General features: G+C 63.2%; 14 protein-coding genes. 9 read left to right on the top strand and 5 right to left on the bottom strand.

Annotated elements, in window-relative coordinates; translation table 11 throughout:
• The first annotated feature begins 477 nt into the window (after positions 1–477).
• Positions 478–2,565: an endonuclease MutS2 gene (locus tag PV407_RS07725; RefSeq protein ID WP_442951636.1), complete on the top strand. Its 2,088-nt coding sequence runs from the start codon at positions 478–480 to the stop codon at positions 2,563–2,565.
• 207 nt (positions 2,566–2,772) lie between these two features.
• Here PV407_RS07725 and PV407_RS07720 read toward each other — a convergent pair whose 3' ends face one another.
• Both PV407_RS07720 and PV407_RS07715 read right to left on the bottom strand, forming a co-directional pair.
• Positions 2,773–3,966 carry a hypothetical protein gene (locus tag PV407_RS07720; protein ID WP_332089330.1) on the bottom strand — a complete coding sequence of 398 codons (1,194 nt, stop codon included), beginning with the start codon at positions 3,964–3,966 and terminating at the stop codon, positions 2,773–2,775.
• On the bottom strand, positions 3,953–4,537 hold the full coding sequence (locus PV407_RS07715) for an RNA polymerase sigma factor (RefSeq protein WP_332089329.1): 585 nt from the start codon (positions 4,535–4,537) through the stop codon (positions 3,953–3,955). The genes PV407_RS07720 and PV407_RS07715 overlap by 14 nt, the downstream gene beginning before the upstream one ends.
• Positions 4,538–5,095: 558 nt before the next feature.
• Here PV407_RS07715 and PV407_RS07710 point away from each other — a divergent pair.
• Positions 5,096–6,187: a bifunctional 3-deoxy-7-phosphoheptulonate synthase/chorismate mutase gene (locus PV407_RS07710; protein WP_332089328.1), complete on the top strand. Its 1,092-nt coding sequence runs from the start codon at positions 5,096–5,098 to the stop codon at positions 6,185–6,187.
• Positions 6,188–6,530: 343 nt separating this feature from the next.
• Here PV407_RS07710 and PV407_RS07705 read toward each other — a convergent pair whose 3' ends face one another.
• Positions 6,531–7,691 (bottom strand): ROK family transcriptional regulator, encoded by a 1,161-nt coding sequence (locus PV407_RS07705; RefSeq protein ID WP_332089327.1) that lies wholly within the window; start codon positions 7,689–7,691, stop codon positions 6,531–6,533.
• Positions 7,692–7,900: 209 nt separating this feature from the next.
• On the opposite strand from PV407_RS07705, the gene xylA reads away from it, so the two are divergent.
• From xylA to PV407_RS07680, 5 genes are read left to right on the top strand one after another with little or no spacing between them, the layout of a single operon-like run.
• Positions 7,901–9,214 (top strand): xylose isomerase, encoded by a 1,314-nt coding sequence (gene xylA / locus PV407_RS07700; protein WP_332089326.1) that lies wholly within the window; start codon positions 7,901–7,903, stop codon positions 9,212–9,214.
• Positions 9,215–9,261: 47 nt separating this feature from the next.
• Positions 9,262–10,764: a xylulokinase gene (xylB, locus tag PV407_RS07695; RefSeq protein WP_332089325.1), complete on the top strand. Its 1,503-nt coding sequence runs from the start codon at positions 9,262–9,264 to the stop codon at positions 10,762–10,764.
• A 49-nt stretch (positions 10,765–10,813) separates the two neighbouring features.
• Positions 10,814–11,974, top strand: a complete 1,161-nt coding sequence (locus PV407_RS07690) for a Gfo/Idh/MocA family protein (RefSeq protein WP_332089324.1) — start codon at positions 10,814–10,816, stop codon at positions 11,972–11,974.
• A gap of 16 nt (positions 11,975–11,990) precedes the next feature.
• Positions 11,991–12,737, top strand: a complete 747-nt coding sequence (locus PV407_RS07685) for a ThuA domain-containing protein (protein ID WP_332089323.1) — start codon at positions 11,991–11,993, stop codon at positions 12,735–12,737.
• A gap of 20 nt (positions 12,738–12,757) precedes the next feature.
• On the top strand, positions 12,758–13,858 hold the full coding sequence (locus PV407_RS07680; protein ID WP_332089322.1) for a Gfo/Idh/MocA family protein: 1,101 nt from the start codon (positions 12,758–12,760) through the stop codon (positions 13,856–13,858).
• Between the two features lie 94 nt (positions 13,859–13,952).
• Here PV407_RS07680 and PV407_RS07675 read toward each other — a convergent pair whose 3' ends face one another.
• The gene (locus PV407_RS07675) at positions 13,953–14,237 is read right to left on the bottom strand and encodes a hypothetical protein (RefSeq protein ID WP_332089321.1); all 285 of its coding nucleotides are present in this window, start codon (positions 14,235–14,237) and stop codon (positions 13,953–13,955) included.
• Between the two features lie 208 nt (positions 14,238–14,445).
• Here PV407_RS07675 and PV407_RS07670 point away from each other — a divergent pair, with 208 nt between their 5' ends.
• Positions 14,446–16,665, top strand: coding sequence for a PAS domain S-box protein (locus PV407_RS07670; RefSeq protein WP_332089320.1), 2,220 nt, complete (start codon positions 14,446–14,448; stop codon positions 16,663–16,665).
• A gap of 120 nt (positions 16,666–16,785) precedes the next feature.
• Here PV407_RS07670 and PV407_RS07665 read toward each other — a convergent pair whose 3' ends face one another.
• A complete protein-coding gene (locus PV407_RS07665) occupies positions 16,786–17,862 on the bottom strand; it encodes a sialidase family protein (protein WP_332089319.1) in 1,077 nt (358 codons plus the stop codon).
• 378 nt (positions 17,863–18,240) lie between these two features.
• Here PV407_RS07665 and PV407_RS07660 point away from each other — a divergent pair, with 378 nt between their 5' ends.
• Positions 18,241–26,649 carry a GH36-type glycosyl hydrolase domain-containing protein gene (locus tag PV407_RS07660; RefSeq protein ID WP_332089318.1) on the top strand — a complete coding sequence of 2,803 codons (8,409 nt, stop codon included), beginning with the start codon at positions 18,241–18,243 and terminating at the stop codon, positions 26,647–26,649.
• Positions 26,650–26,696 lie beyond the last annotated feature (47 nt).

Below are 26,696 nucleotides of genomic sequence, written 5' to 3'. Positions count from 1 at the left end.
ATTGTAACCCGGATTTCGATCGGGCGCCATCGTCGTCGTATTGCTGTCGCCCGTAATCCAAAAGGTGTGGGACGCATAATGGGCCCGCCCGCCTTGACGGGGGAGGGCGAACCCGCTATAATCGGGGTATCCGAAGGCAAGGAGAGATTTTGATGTCGGTGAGCGTTCTTAACTAACAAATTCCATAGCGAGACTTTTTTTGACGACGACTCCAAAATGCCCCGAAACGGGACGTTTGTTTCGTTATGCCCGAAAAGTCTCATGGATTTGAGTTAAGAACAGCGGATATCATCCAACGCCTAGGCTATTATTATCTACGCGCCGAATCCGTGCTGTTTTCAGCACGGTTTTTTGTTTGCTTCGGCATGCGCGGATAATCGGATACGAAGGCAAGGAATGACGTTGTGCTCATTCTTTGCCTTCTTTTTTTTGTTGATTTCGACTTTAAAAGGAGCGATCGAAACGATGAACGAAACGTTGAACGAAACGACTTGGAACAGACTCGACTACGGCCGGATCAAGGCGGCCGTGGCGGAATACGCCGTATCGTACTTGGGGAAACAGCAGGTCGAACGTTTGGCCCCCATGGCGACGGTAAAAGCGGTTCGCGCCGCGCTGGACGAAACGGCGGAGGCGCTCGCGGTGCTGAACACCGGCGCCAGCGTGCCGATTCCGTCGCTGACCGGCATCGAGACGGTGCTGCAGCTGACCGGTACCGGATACGTGTTCGCCGAGCACGATTTCGCGAACATTCGGCTGTTTTTGCAAGGCTGCGCACAATTGAAGGCGTATATGGCGGCGAAAGCGCATGTCGCGCCGCATATCGCGTCCTACGCCGGCTCGATGCACGCGCTGGCCGGGCTTGCGCAGGAGATCGACCGCTGCATACGCAACGGGCAGGTGGCGGACGGAGCGAGCCGGGAGCTGCACAAAGTGCGCCGCAAGCTGGCCGCGAACGCGGAAAAAATCAAATCGCGCATGGACGCCTTGATGAGCAAATACAGGACGATCATGCAGGAACAGCTGTACAGCGTCCGTTCCGACCGGTACGTGCTGCCGATCAAAAAAGAGCACCGCAAACTCGTAAGCGGAACCGTGCTCGACGAATCGTCCAGCGGGCAAACCGTCTATATCGAACCGACCGAAATCGCGCATTTGCAGCACGAAAGCGCGGCGCTGCGGGCGGAGGAGGCGACGGAGGAAGCGAAGGTGCTGGCGATGCTGACGGGGCTGGTGGAGGAAGCCGATTTCGAGCTGCGGGTTAACGTCGAGACGATCGGGACGTACGATTTTATTTTCGCGAAGGCGAAATACGCGCTCGCCACGGGCGCCCGCAACGTCGGCATCAACGATCGCGGCCGCATCCGGCTGCGCAAAGCGTCGCATCCGCTGCTCGGCCCGGGTACGGTCCCGCTCGATTTCACGATCGGCGAGACGTTCAGCTCGCTCATCATCACGGGGCCGAATACCGGCGGCAAAACGATAACGCTGAAAACGGTCGGGCTGCTTACGCTCATGGCCGGGTCCGGACTGCTCGTACCGGCGGGCGAAGGGAGCGAGCTGTCCGTATTCGCGAACGTGGCCGCCGATATCGGCGACGGCCAAAGCATCGAGCAGTCGCTCAGCACGTTTTCGGCGCATATCCGCAACATGGTCGACATTTTGAAGACGGCGGACCGTTCCACGCTCGTGCTGCTCGACGAGCTGGCGTCCGGCACCGATCCCGGCGAAGGCGTCGGATTGTCGATCGCGATTTTGGAGGCGCTGCACGAACGGGGGGCGACCGTGGTGGCGACGACCCATTTCAACGAGATCAAGCATTTCGCCGCGAACGCGAGCGGCTTCGAAAACGCGCGGATGGAATTCGACGCGGAAACGCTGCAGCCGCTTTACCGGCTGCGCATCGGGGAGGCGGGGCAGAGCTATGCCTTGCTGATCGCGACGAAGCTGGGCATATCGCCGGATATTATCGAACGGTCGCGGCAGCTTACGTCGCGGAGAAGCGTTCGGGCCGATCCGGATGCGGAAACGGCCATCCGTGCCGACGGAGCGGAGGAAGCGGCGCATACGGCCGTTCATGCGATTCATGCGAATACGGCGGAAGCCGCGGGGCCGGGAACGGATGAGAGCGGCGAACAAGACTCGCGGGCTGAAGCGGCGGAAGACGGCCGGGAACGGCAGGCGGCAATCCCGGAGCGGCAAGAAGGGGAAAAGCCGGAGAAGGAGCCGGAGCAGACGGCGCGCGACGGGGAAACGGCGGACGTCCGGCCGACGGAGCGGCGGAAACGGTTCGAGCCGGGCGACTGCGTATATATCGCGCATATGGGCATAACCGGAATCGTCTACGCGCCGGAAGACGGCCGCGGGATGGTCGGCGTCATGGTCCGGAAGCAGAAGTGCAAAATCAACCATAAACGGCTTGCGCTTCATATTCCGAAACAGGAGCTGTATCCGGAAAACTACGACTTCGACATCGTGTTCGAAACGAAGAAGGACCGCAAGCTGAAAAAGCAGATGAGCAAGCGGCATGTCCAAGGCGCGCAAATCGTCAAAAAACCCGACTAACGTCCGCACGGCCGCAGGTCGGGCAGAAGGAACGGGCGGGTGCGGTTCGATTCCCGGCTGCGCCCGCCTTGCGGCGCGAAAGCCGGAGGGCAAGCCGACGGGCCGACGGGCCGGCGGGGCGCCGACGGCGACGAAAACGACGAAGCGGCCGGGCGTCACCGCGAGCCGCGCTGCGTGCGCGCTTCGGAGATGCGTGCGCGCTGCCTGTCAGCGAAGCAGCTCCGCCGTCTTTTGCGCCCATTCTTCGACGTAATGGTCGGTCGCCCACTGGGCCATGACGACCGTTTCTTTGGACTTCAGCTTGATCGTCAAGGCCGGCTCGCCGGTCAATCGGCCCGGGCTGCCGAAGACGAGCAGCAGCCCGTCGGTCGAAACGACGGTCATGTCTTTGTCCGGCGAAGAAAACGTGTCCGTCGCCCCCGGGAACCGGGTGCCGATATCGCTCCAGGTGCAGCACGGCTCGTCATGGTTGATAACCGATTTCGGCAGCTGGACGTCCAGCCGGCGGTAGCTTTCTTCAAGCCCGGCGGCGGGCGCTGCCCGGACGGCGCCGGCTTCGGCCGCCATCGCCACCCAGCGGCCTTCGCTTCGCGCGACGAACCAATCGCTCGAGCCGTATTCGGAAGGCAGAAGCTTCGTGCCGAGCGCCTCGTTCAGCGTCACCGGCCTGCGCTTCGCCGCCAGGTTCGGGATCGTCGTCGTCCAGGCGCGGGTTTTCGCGCTGGAACCGTTTCCGGCGAGAACCTCGCTCGTTTCTCCGATCGAGACGTATTCGTTGGCCGCAAACAATATTTTTTCGGCGTGAATCACCTTTTCGTTCGGATTGTCCTTGAACAGCCCCGGCCCGATCGTTCTCGCTTCGGCGGCCCGCTGCGCCGCGGGATGGGAGACGAAAAATTCGTAACGGTCCGTAACCGTTTCATAATGAAGCGGCTCGATTTTCCAAAAATCGCGCTTGTACGGCACGAGTATGCCGCTGCCTTGGGCGACCAGCGCCGGCCGCTCCTTGCGCGGGGCGATATACAGCGTCCGATACGACGTTTCCTTGTCGTCGGTGCGCAGGCCGATCAGCAGCCCGGAGGTGAACGACTGCTGATCGCCTTCGTCGGCGAAAGCGAGCGGCTGGGCGAGCTGGTTGGCCGGCTCGAGCTTCTCTTCCGGCAGCGCCGTCTTGGACGCCTCGTCGCCGACGAACAGAAATGCCGCGAAGGCGGCGATAACGACCGATACCGACAAGAAGGAACCGGCTACGTGAAGCCACGGCCTCGCGCATTTCGTTTGCATGTCCGCCCGTTCCTCGATCCGTTTGCGCAGCTCGTCCGTAAAGCCTCTGCGCTTCAACGGAGCGGAGGAAAGCTCGCGATCCAGTTCCGCTTCGAATTCGGCGTCAATCCGTTTCATCTCTCCCGCGCTCCTTCGCCTTCAAAATGTTGAGCCGAGCATGATGCAATCTCGACTTGACCGTTCCGACGCTAATGCCGAGCACGTCGGCGATTTCCTTCATCGACAGCTGGTGATGAGCGAACAAGATGAGAACTTCCCGATATTTCGGCGGCAGCTGCAGCACCTGCGTCCAGATGCTGCTTACGGTCATGTTTTCCATCGCTTCGTTTTCGGCGGAGCGATACGATCCGGCCGGCGATATCATGTCCATCAGGGTGACCTTGCGCCAAAACGCCGATCTTTTGTAATCGAATGCCGTATTGCGGGTTATCGTAAGAAGCCACGTTTTCACGGACGATTCGCCGCGAAACGACGTAAGCCTGCGGTATACTTTCAAAAAGACGTCCTGCGTAATGTCGTCCGCCAAATCCGGCTTGCGGCATATGCTGAACGCGTAATTCCATACGTCTTCGCCGTAAGCGGTCATCAGCTCGCGCAAAATCGCTTTCTGATCGGTCGTCTCGGCTATGTAACGCAAATAGTCGAATTTCTCGCTGGCGCCGGTTTCCACTTGTTTCACCTCTTTCATTAGACGGAACCTCCCCTTCGCCGGTTCAAAATCCGACCGATACCAATTTTATGCACTTTTTTATTATAACAGGGGGACACCGCCGTCGCATCGGAAAATGATGGTTTGCGTCGAAAATTTGCGGCCGCGCCCGATCCGCGTTGACGCGTTAAAGCTTCCCAGCGGCCTATTGCGCGAATCGCGCGAATCTTCTATAATCTCCCTAACATGCAAAAGCGATGACGGAGAAAAGTAAGCGGGAAACAGCCGAAACAGGGACGGGACGCCGACAGACTGAGAGCGCCCCGACGGCGAGTTCCGCCGAAGTTCGCTCCGGAGCAGGGCTTTGAAAGACGGACGACGCCCGGAACTTCCCGCGTCCGGTCCGTCCGCGTAGAGTGTCCCCGGCCGCACGCCGTTAACGTGCCTAGAGCGAGAACGACGTTCGGCCTGCCGGCGGCCGGCGTTATTCTAATAAGGGTGGTACCGCGGTTCCCCGTCCCTTCAAGGACGAGGAGCCTTTTTTGTCGTTGCTTGGCAAGACGACCATACGGATAATCGACGAGGAGAGAACATACGATGAGCGAAAACCGATTGGAGCAGCTTCGAGGGAAAATCGACGAACTGAACGACAAACTGCTGGAGCTTTTGACCGAAAGGGCGGAAGTCGGCCGACAAATCGGCCAAATCAAACGGAGTCAAGGATTGCCGCTGCACGATCCGGCCCGCGAAGAGGAGATGCTCGCCCGGCTTGCCGCCCGCGGCGAAGGGCTGCTGAGCGCGTCCGCCATCCGGCGGCTGTTCAAGGAAATTTTCCGGGCGACGCTCGAGGTGCAGCAGCCGGAGAAACAGAAGCAGCTGCTCGTCGCGCGCCGTAGCGGGCAGCCCGACACCGTCATCCGGATCGGCGGCACGGCGATCGGCGGGGCGGATTCCGTGCTCGTCGCCGGACCGTGCTCCGTGGAAAGCCCGGAGCAGGTCATGGAGGTCGCCGCCGCCTTGAAGCGGGCCGGCGTACCGGTCATCCGCGGCGGCGCGTTCAAGCCGCGCACGTCGCCGTACGATTTTCAGGGACTCGGCTTCGAAGGGCTGAAGCTGCTGAAGGAAGCCGCCGACGAGCACGGCCTGCTGACGGTCAGCGAAATCGTCACGCCGGCGCATCTCGAGGAAGCGGCCCGTTACGTCGATATTATCCAGATCGGCGCGCGCAACATGCAAAATTTCGAGCTGCTGAAGGCGGCCGGCGACATGCGCAAGCCGGTGCTGCTCAAGCGCGGGCTGGCGGCGACGATGGACGAATTTTTGAATGCGGCGGAGTACGTCGTCTCCCGCGGCAACACCCAAGTGATGCTGATCGAGCGGGGCATCCGCACGTACGAGAAATGGACGCGCAATACGCTGGACATATCCGCCGTTCCGCTGCTCAAACGGCTCAGCCATTTGCCGGTGCTGGTCGACGTCAGCCATTCGACCGGACGAAAGGACATTATGGCGCCGTGCGCCAAAGCCGCCTTGGCCGCCGGAGCGGACGGCGTCATGGTCGAGGTGCATCCGAACCCGCCGGCCGCTTTGTCGGACGCGGACCAGCAGCTCGATCTCGGGGAATTCGCGGAATTCGTCCGCGAGGTGAAGCAGTCCGGCGTGTTCCGGCAGACCGTCCCGACGGCGTGACGGCGGGGATTGTCATAGGGCCGGCGGCTTGCGTTGGAACAGGCCGATTTTCACCCATAAAATCGTCGGCTGCCATACGCCGGTTCGACTCAACGGGAAAAGTTCCCGTTAAATCGTCGGGAATCGTTCGCCGGTTCGAATGGGCCGGAAAAGCTCCCGTTAAATCGATGCCGCTCGGCGAAATACGCGATTTCGGCAAACATAGCGGGGAGTTTTCCCGTTAATGCGGCAAAAAGCGGGGAACCCCCGCAAATTAGCGGGAGGTTTTCCTTGAAATCATCGTTAGACTGAGCGGAACGACATCCGAACGGGCGTATGCGGGGCGGAACAAGCGAGTCCGACGTCACAACGTGACGCGGTCTTTCGTCAAAAACGCGGAAACGGCGACGAAAGCCGCTCCCGATACGGTCGAGCGGTCGCCGAGCGAGGCGAAGCGGATTTGCGCCTGCCGTCTGTGAAACGGCAGCGAGCGGGCGGCGACGACGCGCTCGACGGCGCTGCGGATCCACGGCTCGGCGAGCGTCATTTGATTGCCGATCAGGATGAGCTCGGGGTTGAACGTGTTGACGATGCCGGCGATGCCGATTCCGAGACTTTCGCCGACTTGGTGGAACAGCCGGATCGCTTCCGGCGCGTCCGCCCCGGCGAGCTCGACCAGCCTGTCGAACCGGTCGACGCCTAACGGCGCCGCCAGCTCGAGCGCGGCGCTTTCCGACGCGTACTGCTCCCAGCACCCTTTATTGCCGCAGCGGCACTTCTTGCCGTTCGTCTCGATCGTCGTATGTCCGATTTCGCCGGAGAAGCCGCCGGCGCCTTTCGCCAATCGGCCGCCGATGACGATGCCGGCGCCGATCCCGGTGCCGACGCTGAGGTAGACGATATCGGTCGCTTCCTTCCCGGCGCCGAACTGCAGCTCGCCGAGCGCCCCGGCGTTCGCCTCGTTGTCGACCATGACCGGAAAGCCGAGCCGTTCCTCGAGCAGCCGCTTCAGCTCGACGTTTTCCCACTCCAGATTCGGCGCGAACAGGACGGCGCCCCGATCGTCGACGATGCCGGCGACCCCGACTCCGGCGCCGACGACGCCGTACGGGCTGTCCGGCGCCTGCGCCGTCAAGGCGCGGACCGTTTCGACGATCGCGTCCAGCACGCTGTCGGCGTCGCTCCGATCGGGCTCGACCCGACGCTCGGCGATCGTCCGTCCGCCCAGATCGGTCAGCACGGCGAGGACGTACCGGACGCCGATGTCGATGCCGATCGCGTAGCCGGCCGAGCGGTTGAATACGAGCATGACCGGCTTCCGGCCGCCGCTCGACGTGCCGAGGCCGATTTCGTACACGAGCCGTTCGTCGATCAATTCGCTCACGAGCGCGGAGACGGTTCCCTTGTTGAGGCCGGTCATCTCCGACAATTGGGCGCGCGACAGCGGATGGCTCCGGATAATCGAGTCCAGTACGATCGATTTGTTTATTTTTTTGACGAGATGTTGATCCCCTGTCGTTTGCAACGAGAAAACCTCACTTTTTGTACATGCGATAAACTAATGGTTCCAGTGTAGTCGACCGGAACTTTTTTTTCAACTTCGATCGGTCATTGCCGTGCAACGGACGAATCGATTTTTTTTGTCGAAACTTAGTTTAACCGATGTACAAAGTGGCGGGCGTCTGCTATGATGGGGCTATCGAAGCAGTCATTCCATACGAGGAGGTTTGCCCCGTGTCTTATTTTCCCAACGTGCCGCAGATCGAATACGAAGGAGCGCGGTCGAACAACGAATTCGCGTTCAAGCATTACGAGCCCGAGCGGATCGTCGCCGGCAAAACGATGAAGGAGCATTTGCGCTTTGCGGTCGCCTATTGGCATACGCTGACGACGGGCGGCGCCGATCCGTTCGGGACGGGCACGGCGATCCGGAGCTGGGACCGCTTTACCGGCATGGATCTCGCCAAAGCGCGGGTCGAAGCGGCCTTCGAGCTGATCGTCAAGCTGAAGGTGCCGTATTTTTGCTTCCACGACCGCGACATTGCGCCGGAAGGCGATACGCTGCGCGAAACGAACCGCAATCTCGACACGATCGTGGCGCTGATCAAGGAGCATATGAAGTCGACCGGCGTGAAGCTGCTGTGGAATACGGCGAACATGTTCACGCATCCCCGGTTCGTTCATGGGGCGGGAACGACGAACAACGCCGATGTATACGCTTACGCGGCGGCGCAAATCAAGAAAGGGCTGGAGGTCGGCAAAGAGCTCGGCGCGGAAAACTACGTGTTTTGGGGCGGCCGCGAAGGGTACGAGACGCTGCTCAATACCGACATGGCGCTGGAGCTGGACAATTTGGCCCGCCTGTATCGGATGGCGATCGATTACGCCGACGAAATCGGCTTCGACGCCCAGTTTCTGATCGAGCCGAAGCCGAAGGAGCCGACGAAGCATCAGTACGATTTCGACGCCGCCACGACGATCGCCTTCCTGCAGCATTACGGTCTGAAGGACCGGTTCAAGCTGAACCTGGAGGCGAATCACGCCACGCTGGCCGGCCATACGTTCGAGCACGAGCTGCGCGTGGCGCGCATGCACGGACTGCTCGGCTCGCTGGACGCGAACCAGGGCGACATGCTGCTCGGCTGGGACACGGACGAATTCCCGACCGATTTGTACGCCACGACGCTGACGATGTACGAGGTGCTGCAAAACGGCGGGCTCGGCAAAGGCGGCATCAATTTCGACGCGAAGGTGCGGCGCGCTTCGTTCGAGCCGGAAGATTTGTTCCACGCGCATATCGCCGGCATGGACGCATACGCGAAAGGGCTGAAGGTAGCGGCCAGACTGATCGAGGACCGCGTCTTCGAGAATGCGATCGAACGCCGGTACGCGAGCTTCAGGGAAGGCATCGGCAAGGAGATCGTGGAAGGCAAGGCGACACTGGCCGCTCTGGAGCGATATGCGCTGCAAAACGACGCGATCGTCAACGCATCCGGTCGCCAGGAGCGTCTGAAGGCGGTATTGAACGACTATTTGCTGTCGGAGTAAGCGTGCCGGAACGAACGGACGCATAATCGGAAGGAGATTGCGCGCGGATGCAATACGTCATTGGGATCGATTTGGGCACGAGCGCCGTCAAGGCGCTGCTGCTCGACCGGGAAGGCCGCGTTTGCGGCGAAGCGTCGGAGCACTACCCGCTCATTCAGGAGAAGCCCGGCTATAACGAGCAGGACCCCGAGCTGTGGGTGACGGCGACGATCGCCGCTTTGCGCTCGCTCGTACGGGGGGCGGGCGTCGATCCGCGCGAAGTCGGGGGGATCGGCTTCTCCGGCCAAATGCACGGGCTCGTGCTGCTGGACGCGCAGCGAAAGACGCTGCGGAACGCGATATTGTGGAACGATACGCGCACGACGGAGCAGTGCCGCGAAATCGAGGCGAAGCTGGGCGAGCGCTTGCTCGCCGTCGCCCGAAACCGCGCGCTCGAAGGGTTCACGCTGCCGAAGCTGCTTTGGGTGAAGCATTGCGAGCCGGAGCTGTTCGCCAAGGCGGACGTGTTCGTGCTGCCGAAAGATTACGTGCGCTACCGGCTTACGGGCCATATCGCGACCGACTATTCCGACGCGGCGGGCACGCTGCTGCTGGACGTGACGGGCAAGCGGTGGAGCGGCGAAATCGCCGGAGCGTTCGGCCTCGCCGAGTCGCTTTGCCCGCCGCTCGTCGAATCGCACGCGAAGGTCGGCACGCTGCTGCCCGCCGTCGCCGCCGCGACGGGATTGCCGGAGACGGTCGGCGTATTCGCCGGCGGAGCCGACAACGCGTGCGGGGCGATCGGCGCCGGCATATTGTCCGCGGGCGAAACGCTATGCAGCATCGGCACGTCCGGCGTCGTCCTGTCGTACGTGGAAGGCGGCGGCGAAGCCGATTACGGCGGCAGGCTGCATGTTTTCAATCACGGCAAACAAGACGCGTTTTACGCGATGGGCGTGACGCTCGCGGCCGGCTACAGCCTTACGTGGTTTAAGGAAACGTTCGCGCCGGGCGTCCCGTTCGAAGAGCTGTTGAAAGGACTGGAGGAGACGGAACCCGGCGCGGGCGGGCTGCTGTTCGCCCCGTACCTCGTCGGCGAGCGCACGCCGCACGCGGATGCGCTTATTCGCGCCAGCTTCGTCGGCATGGACGCCTCGCACCGGCTGCCGCATTTTACGCGGGCCGTGGTGGAGGGCATTACGTTTTCGCTCAAGCAGTCGCTCGACATTTTGCGAAGCGCCGGCCACGAAGTGCGCTCGCTCGTCTCGATCGGCGGAGGCGCGAAAAACGACCGTTGGCTGCAAATGCAGGCCGACATTTTCGGAGCCGACATTCGCCGGCTCGAAAGCGAGCAGGGCCCGGCGCTCGGCGCGGCGATGCTGGCCGCGTACGGCTGCGGCCTGTTCGCTTCGCTTGCGGAATGCGCGTCGGCGTTTATCAAGCGCAGCGGGACGTACCGTCCGCGCCCCGAGCAATCGGCGCGCTACGCCGGCTTGTTCGACGTGTACGGGCGCGTCTACGAGCAGACGAAGCCGCTGAGCGAATCGCTTTCCGCGTTTCGCGCCCGTTGATCCGCCGCTATCGGTTCCATTTTCCCGAAACAAGGAGGAGGCACCCGCGATGAACGAAGTTCGTATCGGCATGGTCGGCTACAAATTTATGGGGAAAGCGCACAGCCACGCATATCGCGATATTCCGATGTTTTTTCCGGATGCGCCGCGGCCCGTCATGAAACTGATCTGCGGGCGAAACGAGGAAGGCGTACGGCGGGCGGCCCGGCAGTTCGGCTGGGAGGAAGCGGTTACCGACTGGCGGGAGCTCGTCCGCCGCGACGATATCGATCTCGTCGACATTAACGCGCCGAGCGACGCGCACAAAGAAATCGCCCTGGCGGCGGCGGAGGCGGGCAAGCATCTGTTTTGCGAGAAGCCGCTCGCGCTGACGCTGGCGGACGCGAGACAAATGCTCGCGGCGGCGGAAGCGGCCGGGGTGAAGCATATGATCGGCTTCAATTACCGGTTCGCGCCGGCGGTGCGGCTGGCGAAGAAGCTGATCGACGAAGGCCGGCTCGGGCGCATTTACCATTTTCGCGCCGCGTTTTTGCAGGATTGGATCATCGACCCCGACTTTCCGCTCGTCTGGCGGCTGGACAAAAACGTCGCGGGCTCGGGCGCCCACGGCGATCTCGGCGCGCATCTGATCGACATGGCGCGCTATCTCGTCGGAGAGATGACGGAAGTGATCGGGATGAGCGAGACGTTCGTCAAGGAGCGGCCGCTGCCGGGCTCGATGACGGGACTCAGCGCGACCGGCGGGACGGGCGGGGCGAAGGGGCCGGTGACGGTCGACGACGCGACGCTGTTCATGGCCCGGTTCGCGTGCGGCGCGCTCGGCAGCTTCGAGGCGACCCGCTTCGCCGGCGGCCACCGCTGCACGAATTCGTTCGAGGTGAACGGCAGCCTCGGCAGCGTCAAGTTCGACTTCGAGCGGATGAACGAGCTGCACGTTTACTTCGCCGGCGACGACGCCGACGTGCAGGGGTTCCGCCGCGTGCTGGCGACCGACCCCGCCCACGCCTATGCCGACGCGTGGTGGCCCCCGGGCCATACGATCGGCTACGAGCATACGTTCATCCACGAGACGGTGGAATTATTGGAAGCGCTGCAGGAAAATCGTCAGCCTGTGCCGAATTTCCACGACGGCGTTCAATGTCAGGCCGTTTTGGAAGCCGTGGAGCGCTCGATCGAGCAGAAGCGCTGGGTACGGCCGGACGATCTGTGAGGGAGGTGCCGCGTTTATGACGAAAGCGAAGCAGGCGTTGATCGTATGGGGCGGCTGGCTCGGACACGAGCCGGAGCAGGTCGCGGCAATATTTCGCGACGTGCTGGAGAGCGAAGGGTTCGCGGTCGAAGTGTCCGATACGCTGCAATCGTTCGCCGATGCGGAGAAGCTGAAACGTCTCGACCTGATCGTGCCGGTATGGACGATGGGCCAGATCGAGCAGGAGCTGGCGAGAAACGTGTCGGCGGCCGTGCAGAGCGGCGTCGGCCTCGCCGGCTGCCACGGCGGCATGTGCGACGCGTTCCGCACGAACGTCGACTGGCAGTTTATGACCGGCGGGCAGTGGGTCGCCCACCCCGGCAACGACGGCGTCGAGTATACGGTGCGGATCAAGCGCAGCTCCAGCCCGATTTTGCAAGGCATCGACGACTTTACGGTCAAAACCGAGCAGTATTACTTGCACGTCGATCCGGCCGTCGAGGTGCTGGCGACGACCCGCTTTCCGGTCGTGCCCGGACCGCATTCGCTCAACAAGGCGGTCGATATGCCGGTCGTCTGGACGAAGCGGTGGGGCGTCGGCCGCGTCTACTATTGCTCGCTCGGCCACAAAGCCGACATTATCGACATGCCGCAGGTGAAGCTGATGATGCGGCGCGGCTTTTTGTGGGCGGCGGAAGGCAAACGCTTCGCGGAGGCGGAGCAAGCGGCCGCGAACGGCGCCGGAGCCGCGGGCTACACCGGCATGGCGGACAGCCAACAATAAGGGCGGAGGGGACCCGTAATATGGAAAAGGTGAAGGTAGGCATTATCGGCTGCGGCAACATCAGCGCCATCTATTTCAAAAACTGCAAGCTGTACCGCGGACTCGAGGTCGTGGCGTGCGCCGACCTGGACGTCGGCCGCGCGCAGGCGCGCGCCGAGGAATTCGGCGTACCGAAAAGCTGCTCCGTCGACGAGCTGCTCGCCGATCCGGAAATCGCCATGGTCATCAACCTGACGATTCCGGCGGCGCATGCCGAAGTGTGCCGGAAGGCGCTGCTCGCCGGCAAGCACGTCTACGTGGAGAAGCCGCTTTCCGTCACGCGGGAAGACGGGCGGGGCTTGCTCGAGCTGGCGAAGGAGAAAAACCTGCGCGTCGGCTGCGCGCCGGATACGTTTCTCGGCGGCGGCATTCAGACGTGCATCAAGCTGATCCGCGACGGCTGGATCGGCGAGCCGCTGGCGGCGACCGCGTTCATGATGTCGCGCGGGCCGGAAGGATGGCATCCGGACCCGGTCTTTTTCTATAAAACCGGCGGCGGCCCGATGTTCGACATGGGACCGTATTACTTGACCGCCCTCGTCGCCATGCTCGGCCCGATCGCGAAGGTGGCCGGCATGACGAAAACGAGCTTCCCCGAGCGGCGCATTACGAGCCAGGCCAAATACGGCGAAATGATTCAGGTGGACATCCCGACCCATATCGCCGGCCTGCTCGAATTCGAATCCGGCGCCGTCGGAACGATCATCACGAGCTTCGACGTGATGGGCGGCGCCAATTTGCCGCGGATCGAAATATACGGCAGCGCGGGAACGCTCAGCGTCCCGGATCCGAACACGTTCGGCGGTCCGGTGCGGTTCCGGCGCATCGGCGCCAAAGAGTGGGGCGACATTCCGCTGACGCACGGCTTCGCCGAAAACAGCCGCAGCGTCGGGGCGCTCGACATGGCGCTCGCAATCGCCGAAAACCGGCCGCACCGGGCGAGCGGCGAGCTGGCGTTCCATGTGCTCGACGCGATGCACGGCTTCCATGACGCGGCGAACGAAGGGCGGCATTACGAGATGAAGAGCAAATGCGCTTCGCCCGAGCCGATGCCGATGGACGCGGACAGCACCTGGGTGTAAAGCGGACAATTCCATAACAGCGGCAAGCGCGATCCCCGGTCCCGCCATTGCGGAGGAACCGGGGATCGCGCTTGCTTGCGGCGTGCCGCGAGATCTACATCGCGCTTTTCACCGAATAGACGACCATGCCGATTAGATACGAAATGCCGGTTGCGCTCACGAATTCGTTGACGTAATAAGCGTGCCGCAGGGCAAGCCCGAACTGCTTCTCCTTGCCGAGCGACTTCAGCTTGTCCATATACTGCTCCTTGCGTCCTTTGTACGACCGAAGCATGAACGCGCAGAAAAAAACGCCCCATAACAAGGCGGCAACGAATACCATCGACCATGCCGCGTTGAAATATCCGATCAAAATGCCGGCTACGATATGAATTTTCAAAGCTTTGGCTGCCCCCCGGATGCTGGAATACGTTCATTATAGCATGCGCGGCGGACGCTTCGCACGATTGCGCCCGACCGGCGACCTTCGGCATCCGCCTTTATAAATTATCGGTAAAAAAAATGGGCGGCAGGCAGGGATTCGCGCGTTTATGTCTAACTATTGTCACAATGCGACGATTCCTAACAAATAGAGGGATGACGTTCTAATGCCAAAAAGCTCGAGCTATACCGGGAATATGTACAAAGCTCTGTTGGCGTCGTTTATGAGCTGGACGAGCGACGGTATTGTTATCGTCGATTTGGAAGGAAAAGTAATCGATGTCAATCGGGCGTTCGAGACGCTGCACGGCTGGTCGAGGGATGAGATTATCGGCGCGACGATGCCGATGACGCCGCCTCATCTGCTGGAAGAATCGCGAGAGCTGCATCGAAGAGTGCTGTCCGGTAGTTATGTAAACGGTTACGAGACGATGAAGCTGCGGAAGGACGGAAGCCTGTTCCACGCCAGCGTGACGCTGTCGCCCGTGATGGACGACGATGGAAACGTCGTGGCGCTCGTCGGCGTGGAGCGGGACATCACGCGGCAAAAAATAACGGAGAAGCACTTGTCGGAAAGCGAGGAACGGTATCGCCAGCTCGTGCAGTTTTCGCCCGAGCCGATCGTCGCGCTCGACGATTACGACGTATTTTACGCGAATCCCGCCGCTGCCGGGCTGCTCGGCGCGCCGTCGGCCGAGTCGTTGAAGGGGAGATGCTTTCTCGACTTTATCGGGGGAGGGCGCCCGATCGATCTGGCCGCTTATATCGAGCAGCTGCTCGCCGGCGAATCGCCGTCCGATACGATAGTCATGAAGCTGATCCGGCTCGATCGTTCGCTGATCGAGGTCGAAGCGAAAGTCGTTCCGATCGTGACCCGTAGCGGCTCATCCGTGCAGCTGCTGCTGCGCGAAGCGACGAACCCGAGAAGGCAGTCTTTGCCGGAAACGGAGCCGCTGTACGAATGCTTGGTCGAAAACGCCATGACCGGCGTTTACTTGTATCAGGACCATAAAATGGTGTACGCCAATCCGTACTTTACCGCCATGTTCGGCTATACCGGCGAGGAGGCGATGCAGGCGACGCTGGAGACGTTCATCTACGCCGAAGATCAGGCCGGCTTGCAGGAAATCGCTTTGCAAACGTTGGAGGGACGGCTGTCCACGTACCCGTTTTCCGTCAGAGGCGTAAAGAAGAACGGGAGTCTCGTTCACCTGGAAGGTCTTTTCACCTGCACGACGTACCGTGGAAAGCCGTCGCTGCTCGGCACGTTCCAGGACGTCACGTACAAGATCGAGGTCGAGGAAGCGCTTCGCGAAAGCGCCGGGCGGTACCAGAGGCTGATCAAATTTTTGCCGGAGCCGATCGTCGTCAGCGACGAGGGCGTTCTGATCTACGTCAACAAATCGGCGATGAAGCTGTTCCGCGCCGCTTCGGAATCGGATTTGATCGGCAAAAGCCTGTTCCAGTTCATTCACCCGGATCATGGCAAGTCGGCGAAAAAGATGTGGCGGAAAGTGATGCAGACGGACGAGCCGTCCTCGTTCCGGGAGTATCCGATCATTTGCTGCGACGACCAGCTGATCGAGGCGGAAATATCGTGCATCCGCATCCATCATTATATGGGCAAGACGGTCACGCTGACCGTTCTCCGCGACATTACCGACCGCAAGCGGGCCGAGGAAATGATGATCCGCTCGGAAAAGCTGTCGATGCTCGGACAGCTGGCGGCGAGCCTCGCCCACGAAATCCGCAACCCGCTTACGTCGCTCAAAGGATTTACGCAGCTGCTGAAATCCCGAACGAAGGAAGACACGTTTTACTACGATACGATGCTGGCGGAGCTGGAGCGGATCAACCTGATCGTAAGCGACTTTATGACGCTCGCGAAGCCGCAAATGTCGCAATTCGGCTACAGCAGCGTAACCGGCATGCTCGACCACGTTGTCTCGGTGCTGAACCATCAGGCCGTCATGATGAACGTCAACCTCGTGTCGAAAGCGGGCAAGGCGCTGCCGGACATTTACTGCGACGAAAATCAGCTGAAGCAGGTGTTCATCAACCTGATCAAAAACGCGATCGAAGCGATGCCGGGCGGCGGAAACGTCGTCATTACCGCCGAACCGCTCGGCTGCGAGCACGTCAGCATCAAAATCAAAGATCAGGGCGAAGGCATCCCCGAGACGATCGTAAGCAAGCTCGGCGAGCCGTTCTTGACGACGAAGACGAACGGAACGGGACTCGGGCTGATGATCAGCTATCGGATCGTCGAGCAGCATCACGGGACGCTGACGATCAACAGCGCGGAAAAGAAAGGGACGACGATCGAGCTGAAGCTTCCGGTCAAAGGGGAGCAGTCGAATCGGGTGCAAGCCGCATGCATATCGTAAAAAAAATCGTCCGCGATTCGCGGACAAGACAAAAGCTTCCGCTCCGCGGGCCGATTCGGCGCCCCGGGAACGGAAGCTTTTTGGTTTACGCGCAGGCGGCGAGCCCGCGGACGATCGCGGTTACGAATCGACGCTCACGTAAGATCCGGCGATATAGCGCAGCGAGTCGTCGCCGTAATAGTAATACGTGATAAGCACCCGGCCGTCCTCCAGCTGCGCCGCGCTCGTATAGCCGATATCGCCGCCGAGCCCGTCGTCCCGGACGACCGTCTCCTCGGCCGCATCGATGTTCGCGCATTCCGGATCGAGCGCGATGGCGCGCACCCCGAACGGCTGATGCCGGTAGCCGTAAGAGAGCAGGACGCGGTCGTCCTTCAGTCTCAGCAGATGGAACGGGCTCGGCGAGAAAATGTCATGCTTCGCCGGCTCGCTCCACGTCAGCCCGCCGTCGGCCGATTCCGCGGTGAACAGGGGAGACGCTTTCTCGCCGGGCTCCCGCAGCTTTTTCAGGCTGCGCGTAAACAGGACCAGCTTGCCCGACGGCGTCCGGTAAAGGTTCGGCTCGTGAAAATGGTACCCGTCCGCCGCGGGAATCGTCGCCAGCTCCGACCAGGTCGCCCCGCGATCGGTCGTGCGCGCAACGACGACGTCGAACGTGTCGCCTCGTTTGCCGTACAGCGGCGCCAATACCGAGCCGTCCGGAAGCTGGACGCAGTTTCCGCGAATCGCCATATCCGCGATCGGAAACGGGATCGGACGGTCCCACGACCGGCCGTTGTCGGTCGACCGGAGCGAGAAGCAGCCGACATTCCGGGCCGCCCAACGGTCGTACACGTTGTGCCAAATGCCGGTATCCCGGGCGGGGGCATCCTCCTTGTCGTACACCTTCCACATGAAGCAGGTGGCGAGCAGGCTGCCGTCGTTCAATACATTGAGGCACGGGTCCTGGACGCCGTAAAAAAAATCGTCGTACAGCACGCTCGCTTCGCCGCTCCAGCGGTCTCCGTCCGCCGAGCGGATTGTAACCGCTTTCGAGGAAGGGTCGACATGGGTAACGCTGCCCAGGGCGCTCCGGTCCGGCGCCTGCCGGAAGCCGAGCAGGAAGGAGCCGTCCGCGAGGCGGACGATGCTCGGAAACGAGTTGTACCGGCCGTCCTTGTACAGGACGTCGTGCTTCAATACGCGTATCGTCGGCATGAAACGATTTCCCCTTTCGGATGAAACGAATTCGGAACGATTGATTCCAGCGCCCGCGCATCGGGCGGGGCGATAAGTCGTCTTCGTGATTACTATACCATAATTTGTATGGCGGAAGTTCGAATTTTTGAATACAATGTCTCGCATTGCGAGAAATTTTAGCTGCGATATCGCTGCCGTCAAAATCGTCTTACGGCATTTCCGAGCAAGTCCGTCAGCCTATGACGGGTAAACCGGCGCCTTGACCGCGAGTTCGTTCCGGCCGCTTCGTTTCGACACGGTTTCGCCCGATTCGCGCGTTCCTCTCATATTTTTCCGATAAATTGGGAATATTACTCAAATCAGCGATCGTATGATCTATCGGATTAAGGGGGACTCATGATTCCAACAGTCGAGCAATTGGAACAACAAGCGCGTGAGCTGGCTCTTATTCATCATCCCGGTCAACCTTCCGCCCTTTCGACCGCGTCGATGTGGCGGTCGTTTCGCCGCAATCTGGATTCGCTGCGGCAGTTCGCGTCCGAGCTGAAGCGGATCGAGCCGTCCGCCCTGCAGCCGGCCGAGCAATGGCTGCTCGATCACGCCGATTTCATCGAGGCGGAAGCGTTCACGGTGCGGACGGCGCTGGCGAAACGGGCGGCGCGCCGGCTGCCCCGGCTGCTGCCGGGGACGGAGCCGCGGGTCCAGGCGCTCTGCTCGGAATTTTTGACGCTGACGGACGGCGTTTTGGACGAAGAGGCGCTCGTGCGTTTTTTGCTCGCGTACCAGGAGATCGCCGTGCTGACGATCGCGGAGACCGGCGCCGTTCCGCTGACGATGCGCATGGCGGCCGTCGGCAAGCTGGCGCAGCTGATGCGCGATATCCGCGAAAGACGGCGCGCGTTCGCCGAAGTCGACAAGCTGCTGGAGCCGTTCGAGAACGGCGGACGCAAGCCGGACGCCGGCAGGCTGAAGGAGGCGCTGGACGCGGCCGGCCATACGATTCCGCTGTCCGCTCCGGTCATCGTTCATTTGGTCGGCCGGCTGAACGAATGGGCCGACGAGGCGGGCGAGGTTCGCAGCTGGCTGCTGTGCAAGCTCGATAACGGCGCGGAGAGCCTGAACCGGATTACGCTGTACGAACACCAGCTGCAGGCGTCCTACGAATGGATGGCCGGCAATTTGATCCAGGCGCTGCGTACGCTGACCCGCGCCCGGTGGGACGCTTCGTTCGGAAAAGTATGCGTCGTCGAGCGGACGCTGGCCGAAGAGGCCGCGGGCACGTATGCGCGGATGGACCCGACGAGCCGCGGCACGCTTCGCGCGCAAGTCGAACGGCTGTCGCGGAAGTACGGCATGCCGGAAAACGTCGTCGCGGAGCAGGCCGTCCGGCTGGCGGACCGGCATTTCGCCGAACGTCCGGGCGCGGAGGACGGCAGGGGGAGCGAGAACGCCGCCGGTCGGGGCGAGGAGCTGCCGGCGCGTACGTGCTTTGCCGCCTACTACTTGCTTGAGCCCGCCGGACGGCGGCTGCTGCTCCGTACGCTTCGCGAGTGCGGCCGGCCGAAGCGGACGTCGGCGCTGACGATCGCGCGCACCGAGGCCGGGGCGTACGTAACCTTCATGGCGGCGCTGTTCGCCGGTTTGCTCGCGCTGACCGTACTCGGCGCAGCCTCGGCCGGCGGCCTTCCCGGCATCGGCGCATGGATCGCCGCCGCGGCCGCGCTGGCGATACCGGTCAGCGAATGGACGGTGGCGATCGTACACGGCTTGATCGGACGTCTGTTTACGGGGCGGCCGCTGCTTCGCTACGATTATTCGAGCGGCATCGACGCCGACGCGGCGACGATCACGGTCATCCCGGTCATCTGGTCGAATCCCGAAGAAGCGGAGCAGATGGCGGACCGGCTGGAGCTGCATTATTTGGCGACGATGGACCCGAACGTCGCCTACGCGCTGCTCGGCGATTTCCCGGACGCCGCCGCCGAACGCGACGCGGCGGACGGGCCGATCGTCGAGGCGGCGCGACGCCGCATCGAGCGGCTCAACCGGACGTACGGCGATCCGGCTACCGGGAAAGGGCCGTTTTATTTGTTTCAGCGCGCCCGCCGATGGAACGATTCGGAGCAAGTGTGGATGGGCTGGGAGCGAAAACGCGGCAAGCTTGTCGAATTCGTGGAGCTGCTGCGCGGGAGCGAAGCGACGAGCTATTCGTGCATCGTGGGCGACTGCGCGAATTTGTCTCGCTTCCGCTACGTCATCACGCTCGACGCGGATACGGAGCTGCCGATCGGCGCGGCTCAGCGCATGATCGGCACGATGCATCTGCCGTTCAACCGGGCCCGGCTGAACGAGGCGGGGACGCGCGTGGCGGAAGGCTACGGTGTGCTGCAGCCGCGGGTCGGCATCAGCTACGAAGCCGTATCGGCTTCGCGGCTTGCCAAGCTGTGGTCGGGCAAGCCCGGCATCGATCCGTATGCGTTCGCGATATCGGACCCGTACCAGGACGCGTTCGGCCAAGGCATTTTTACCGGCAAGGGCATATTCGACGTCGATGCGTTTCGGCAAGTGCTGAACGACCGCATTCCGGACAACCGGGTGCTCAGCCACGACTTGCTGGAGGGCGGCTTCCTCCGGGGCGGGCTGCTGTCGGATATCGAAGTGGTCGACGGGCATCCGGCGACGTTTCAATCGTACCAGCGCCGGCTGCACCGGTGGGTGCGCGGCGACTGGCAGCTGCTGTGCTGGCTCGCCCCGAAGATGTCCGACCGCTGCGGCAGTCCGCGGCCGGTCGATCTGTCGCTGCTCACCCGCTGGCAAATCGTCGACAACATGCGGCGCAGTCTGCTGCAGCCCGCCTTGTTCGCGCTGCTGCTCGTCGGCGCGCTTCTGTCCGGCGGCGCGGGCATCGCCCTGTCGGCGATCGCGCTGGTTACGCTCGGCTTGACGGTCGTGCGCTGCCTGCTTGCGCCGGTGCGGCTCGCGCGTTCGCCGCTGTCGATCGTGACGGCGTTCGGCCAATCGCTCGTGCTGCTCGTCACGCTGCCGTACCAGGCGGTCGTCATGGCCGACGCGATCGCGCGCACGCTGTACCGGCTGACGGTAAGCAAGAAGAAGCTGCTCGAATGGACGAGCTCGGCGGAGGTCGAGCGGCGCAGCAGCGCCGGATCGCGGTCGGCCATCATGGGCTTTCGCGGCGGGGCTCTGTGCGCGCTTCTGTTCGCCGCGGCCGCTCTGGCGGCGACGCCGGCCGGCTTGCGCTGGACGTCGCTCGCGCTGGCCGTCCTGTGGCTGCTGGCGCCCGTCGCCGTGCGCTGGCTGAACGGCGCCCCCGCTACGGAGCGGAGCGAGCTGACGGAGGCGGACCGCGAACGGCTTCGCGAATTGGCGCGGCACATTTGGCAATATTACGAGGATTTCGCCGGGGCGGAAGACCGCTTCCTGCCGCCGGACAACGTGCAGATCGAACCGCCGAACGGCGTCGCGCACCGGACGTCGCCGACCAATATCGGCTTGATGCTTGCCTGTACGCTGTCCGCCCGCGATTTCGGATTTATCGATACGGCGGGCATGCTGGACCGGATCGAGCGCACGATCGCCACGATCGAGAAGATGGAGAAATGGTCCGGCCATTTGTACAACTGGTACGATACGCGAACGCTCGAGCCGCTGCCGCCCGTATACGTGTCCACGGTCGATTCCGGCAACTTCATCGCCTATTTGATCGCGCTGAAGCAGGGCGTTCTGGAATGGGGCGAACGGGACGGCGAGCGGGACGGCAAGCTTCGGGTCCGGGCCGGGGCGCTGGCGGACCGGATCGAGGCGATCGTCCGCGGGACGGATTTCCGCCCGCTGTACGACGAAAGCGCGCAGCTGTTCGCGCTCGGCTATCACGTGGGGCTGAACCGCCGGGAAGCGATCTTGTACGACTTGCTCGCTTCGGAGGCGAGACAGGCGAGCTTTTTGGCGATCGCCTTCGGTCAAGCGCCGGTATCGCACTGGTTCAAGCTCGGGAGAGCGATGGTTCGCGCCGGCCGCCGGCCGACGCTGCTGTCGTGGTCCGGGACGATGTTCGAATATTTGATGCCTTCGCTGCTCATGCGCACGTACCGGCATACCGTATGGGACGCCGCTTACCGCGGAGTCGTACGGAAGCAGATCGAGTACGCCCGGCTGCGCGGGGTGCCGTTCGGCATTTCCGAGTCCGGCTATTACGCGTTCGACTATGCGATGAATTACCAATACCGCGCGTTCGGCGTACCCGGTCTCGGATTTCAGCGGGGGCTCGAAAACGATCTCGTGCTGGCTCCGTACGCGGCGATCATGGCGCTCCCGTTCGAGCCGCGCGAATCGCTTGCGTCGCTGCGGCGGATGGAGGCGATGGGCGCCCGGGGCGCGTACGGCTTTTACGAGGCGATCGACGCTACCGCCGCCCGGATGCCGGCCGACCGCGGCCATGTCGTCGTGCGCAGCTTTATGGCGCATCATCTCGGCATGAGCCAGCTGACGCTCGGCAACATGCTGCTGCCCCGCTCGATGATCGACCGGTTCCACGCGGACAAACGGGTGCAGGCCGCCGAGCTGCTGCTCCAGGAACGGCTGCCCGACAAGCCGGCGATCATCAAGCATACCGCCGCGCCATATCGGGAGCGCGCGAAGGAGCCGCTTCTCGGAACCCGCGTTCCGCTGCACGAATACAGGCAGCTTGCCGAGGCTCCGGAGACGTGCGTGCTGTCGAGCGGCACGTTTACGACGGTCGTTACCGAAAGCGGGGGCGGCTTCAGCCGCTGGGAAGGGAACGCCGTTTCGCGCTGGCACGAAGATCCGGTCGCGGAGACGCCCGGCAGCTGCTTGTACATTCGCGATTTGTCCGCCGAAACGGTTTGGTCGCCCGCATTCGAGCCTTGCCGGAAGCCGGCGGACGAGAGCGGGGCGCAGTTTTCGCTGGACAAGGCGGTCTTTACGCGGCGCGACGGGGCGATCGCCACGGAGCTGGAAATTTGCGTGCCGCCGGGCCGGAACTGCGAGCTTCGCCGGCTGTCCATCACGAACGGCGGCGACGAGGCGCGGGTGTTCGAGGTGACGTCGTATACGGAGATCGCGCTGGCTCCCCCGGCGGCGGACGACGCTCACCCGGCGTTCAGCAAGCTGTTCGTGCAGACGGAGTATGACGAGCAGGGCGAGCAGCTGCTTGCGTACCGGCGGCCGCGGGACGGCAAGGAGCGGGCGAAATGGACGGTGCATCGCCTGTCCGCCGGCTGCCGGACGATCGGTCCCGTCGAGTTCGATACGAGCCGCTCCGGCTTTATCGGGCGGGGACACACGCTGGCCGCCCCGGCCGGCTTGTCGCTCCGGCTTTCCGGAACGACGGGCGCGGTGCTCGATCCCGCGTTCGTCATGCGGCGGCGCGTTTCCGTCGGGCCGGGCGAGACGGTCAAGCTGTTCGCGGTGACCGGCGCGGCGTACAGCCGCGAAGAAGCGCTCGCCGCGGCGGCCGAGCTGTGCGGCGAGACGCAGGCGGAGCAGGCGTTTCAGCTCGCATGGACGCACAGCCGCATCGATTTGCGGCATCAGCATATTAGCGCCCTCGAGGCGGCCGAATTCCACCGGATGGCCGGCCGTCTGCTCTACGAGGCGCCGCTGCGCAAAGAGCGGGTAGCGGCGATCGCCGCGAATACGGCCGGCCAATCCGGACTTTGGCCGCTCGGCATATCCGGCGACCTGCCGATCGCGCTCGTCAGGCTGCAGGACAAAAGCCAAATGCCGTTTGCGCTCAAGGCGCTTGCCGGCCATACGTATTTGCGCAAAAAAGGAATCGGCTTCGATCTCGTTTTCCTGATCGAGACGGCCGGGGGCTATTACCAGGACGTTCTGGACGCGCTGCGCCGCGCCGTCGATCAGACGAACGAAGCGGTCCCCGCGCCCGGCGGCGTCTACCCGGTCATGGCCGACTCGCTGACGGCGGAGCAGGCGAATTTGCTCGCCGCCGTCGCCCGGCTGACGCTGCGCGCGGACGGGCCGAGCTTCAAGGCGCAGCTCGCCGTCCGTCCGGCCCGGCGCGGCCGCTCCGCCGCATCCGGCGATGCGCGGCCGGCGGGCGAGCTGCCGACGATCGAAGGGCTGCCGCCGGAGTTCCGGCTTCGTCCCGAACCGGAATCGGCTTCTGTGCCGGATGCGGGAACGGAAACGGGAATGCGTACGCGCGGTGGAGCCGGAACAGGGGACGGCGATAGGGTAGGCGGGAAGGAAGAAGCCGCGCCTCCCGCCCGCGCGGGCGTGTTCGATTCGGCCGCGGGCACGAACCCGGACGCGCTGCTGCTGTACAACGGATGGGGCGGCTTCGCCCCGGACGGGCGCGAATACCGGATCTTGATGCGGGACGGCAGCTATTTGTCCGCGCCATGGAGCAACGTGATGGCGAATCCGCATTTCGGCACCCTCGTCACCGAGCTCGGCACCGGCTATACGTGGTGGCGCAACAGCCGGGAGTTCAAGCTGACGCCGTGGTCGAACGACCCGGTGCTCGACACGCCGGGCGAAGCTTGCTACATCCGGGACGAAGCCGGCGGCGACGTATGGACCGCTTCCCCGGCTCCTGCGCTCGGCCAAGGCGCGTTCGAGGCGGCTCACGGCTTCGGCTATACGCGGTTTACGCGGCATACGAGGGGCATCCGGCACGAGATGACCGTTTTCGTGCACAAGGAGGATCCGCTCAAAGTGATCGCCCTCGAGCTGGAAAATACGGGCTCCGCGCCGCGCACCTTGTCCGTCGCCTATTACTGCGGCTGGGTGCTCGGCGTCAGCCGGAAAGCGAACGCTCCGTACATCGTCGCCGAATGGGATGCGGAGACGAACTCGCTGCTCGCCGCGAATCGGTACCAGGAAACGTTCCGCGACGCGGTCGCATTCCTGCACATGCACGCCGATTCGCCGGACGGCGGAAGCGGACCGCTGCCGGACGAGCCGGCGCCGCGGGTGACGTTTACGGCGGACCGCGCCGAGTTTATCGGCCGTACCGGCTCGATCGCTTTGCCCAACGGCATGCGGCGGGACAAGCTGTCGAACGCGGACGGCGCGTTCGCGGACAGCTGCGGCGTCGTCCGGATGAGATTGACCGTTCCGCCGGGGGCCGTCCGCAAAGCGTACGTGCTCCTCGGCGCGAGCGATTCCAAGGAAGCGGCGCTCGAGCTCGTGCGCCGTCACTCGACGGGCGAAAGCTGCGACGCCGCGCTCGCGGACGTGAAACGGTTTTGGTCCCGCACGCTCGGCCAGATCGAGGCGGAGACGCCGAGCCGAGAGCTGAACGTCCTGCTGAACGGCTGGCTGCTGTACCAGGCGCTGTCGTGCCGGATGTGGGCGCGGACCGCCTTTTACCAGGCCGGGGGCGCGTACGGCTTCCGCGACCAGCTGCAAGATTCGCTCGCGCTGCTGCATACGGCCCCCGAGCTGACGCGCCGTCAAATTTTGCTGCATGCGGCGCATCAATACGTCGAGGGCGACGTTCAGCATTGGTGGCACGAAGAAACCGGCCGGGGCATCCGGACGCGCTATACGGACGATCTGCTGTGGCTGCCGTACGCCGTCTCCCGGTACGTCGTTCATACCGGAGACGCCGATATATTGACGCAGATCGCGCCGTTTATCGCCAGCGAGGAGCTGGCGGACGACGAGCACGAACGGTACGAGGAAACCGTTATTTCCCCGGAGTCGGCGTCGATTTACGAGCATTGCGTGCGCGCGATCGAACGGGCGTCGCGGCTCGGGGAGCACGGCCTGCCGCTGATGGGCATCGGCGACTGGAACGACGGCATGAACTCGGTCGGCGACGAAGGCAAAGGCGAAAGCGTATGGCTCGGCTGGTTTTTATGCGACGTGCTCCGCAAGTTTGCGGACATGTGCGAGCTGAAAGGAGACGCGGGCCGCGCCGAGCTGTACCGGGAGCGGGCCAAGTCGATCGGGGAGGCGGCGAACAAGCACGCGTGGGACGGCGGATGGTACCGGCGCGCCTATACCGACGAGGGAGCGTGGCTCGGCACCGTCGAAGGCGACGAATGCCGCATCGACGCGATCGCGCAATCGTGGTCGGTATTGTCCGACGCCGCCCCGCTGGAACGGGCGAAGCAGGCGATGCAATCGTTCGACCGCGAGCTGGTCGACCGGACTTTGTCCGTCGCGCGGCTGCTGACGCCTCCGTTCGACCGGACCGAGCCGAGTCCGGGCTATATTCAAGGCTATCCGCCGGGCATCCGGGAAAACGGCGCGCAGTATACGCACGGCGTCATCTGGAGCATTATCGCCTGGAGCAAGCTGGGCGACGGGGATAAAGCGTACGAGCTGTTCCAGATGCTGAACCCGCTCAACCACGCCCGCAGCCCTTCGGAAGTGCGCCAATACGCCGGAGAGCCGTACGTCATGGCGGCCGACGTATACACGCGGGAGCCGGTGGCGGGCAGAGCGGGATGGACATGGTATACCGGCGCCTCCGGCTGGATGTATCAGGCGGGCGTCGAATGGATTCTCGGATTGCGCCGCGAAGCCGACAAGCTGTACGTCCGTCCGACCGTGCCGCGCGACTGGCCGTCCTTCACGGTGCGGTACCGGTTCGGCGAGTCGTCGTACCGGATTACGGTGCTGGCGGCGGGGAGCGATGCGCCCGGAGGAAGCTCCGGGAGCGTAACGGTCGACGGCTCGACGATCGAGCCGGAGGAGGGCGGCGAGCCGTACGTGCCGCTCGTCGACGACGGACGGGAACACGAGGTTACCGTCACGCTGCCGAACGCGCGCTCGGGGGCGACGGTGAACGTATAGCAGGTAGGAGGCAGCAAAACAGGGGAGCGCCGAACGGGCGCTCCCCT

Source organism: Paenibacillus sp. GYB003, from assembly GCF_036577625.1.
Taxonomy (GTDB): domain Bacteria; phylum Bacillota; class Bacilli; order Paenibacillales; family NBRC-103111; genus Paenibacillus_AB.
Note: the sequence above shows the minus strand (reverse complement) of the source record. Positions and strands in the feature narration are given on the sequence as shown.

What these genes read in the sequence shown, in the direction of transcription:
- PV407_RS07720 (WP_332089330.1), bottom strand. Translation starts at nt 3,966, where the DNA reads ATGAAACGGATTGACGCCGAATTCGAAGCGGAACTGGATCGCGAGCTT.
- PV407_RS07715 (WP_332089329.1), bottom strand. Translation starts at nt 4,537, where the DNA reads ATGAAAGAGGTGAAACAAGTGGAAACCGGCGCCAGCGAGAAATTCGAC.
- PV407_RS07710 (WP_332089328.1), top strand. Translation starts at nt 5,096, where the DNA reads ATGAGCGAAAACCGATTGGAGCAGCTTCGAGGGAAAATCGACGAACTG.
- xylB (WP_332089325.1), top strand. Translation starts at nt 9,262, where the DNA reads ATGCAATACGTCATTGGGATCGATTTGGGCACGAGCGCCGTCAAGGCG.
- PV407_RS07690 (WP_332089324.1), top strand. Translation starts at nt 10,814, where the DNA reads ATGAACGAAGTTCGTATCGGCATGGTCGGCTACAAATTTATGGGGAAA.
- PV407_RS07685 (WP_332089323.1), top strand. Translation starts at nt 11,991, where the DNA reads ATGACGAAAGCGAAGCAGGCGTTGATCGTATGGGGCGGCTGGCTCGGA.
- PV407_RS07680 (WP_332089322.1), top strand. Translation starts at nt 12,758, where the DNA reads ATGGAAAAGGTGAAGGTAGGCATTATCGGCTGCGGCAACATCAGCGCC.
- PV407_RS07670 (WP_332089320.1), top strand. Translation starts at nt 14,446, where the DNA reads ATGCCAAAAAGCTCGAGCTATACCGGGAATATGTACAAAGCTCTGTTG.
- PV407_RS07665 (WP_332089319.1), bottom strand. Translation starts at nt 17,862, where the DNA reads ATGCCGACGATACGCGTATTGAAGCACGACGTCCTGTACAAGGACGGC.
- PV407_RS07660 (WP_332089318.1), top strand. Translation starts at nt 18,241, where the DNA reads ATGATTCCAACAGTCGAGCAATTGGAACAACAAGCGCGTGAGCTGGCT.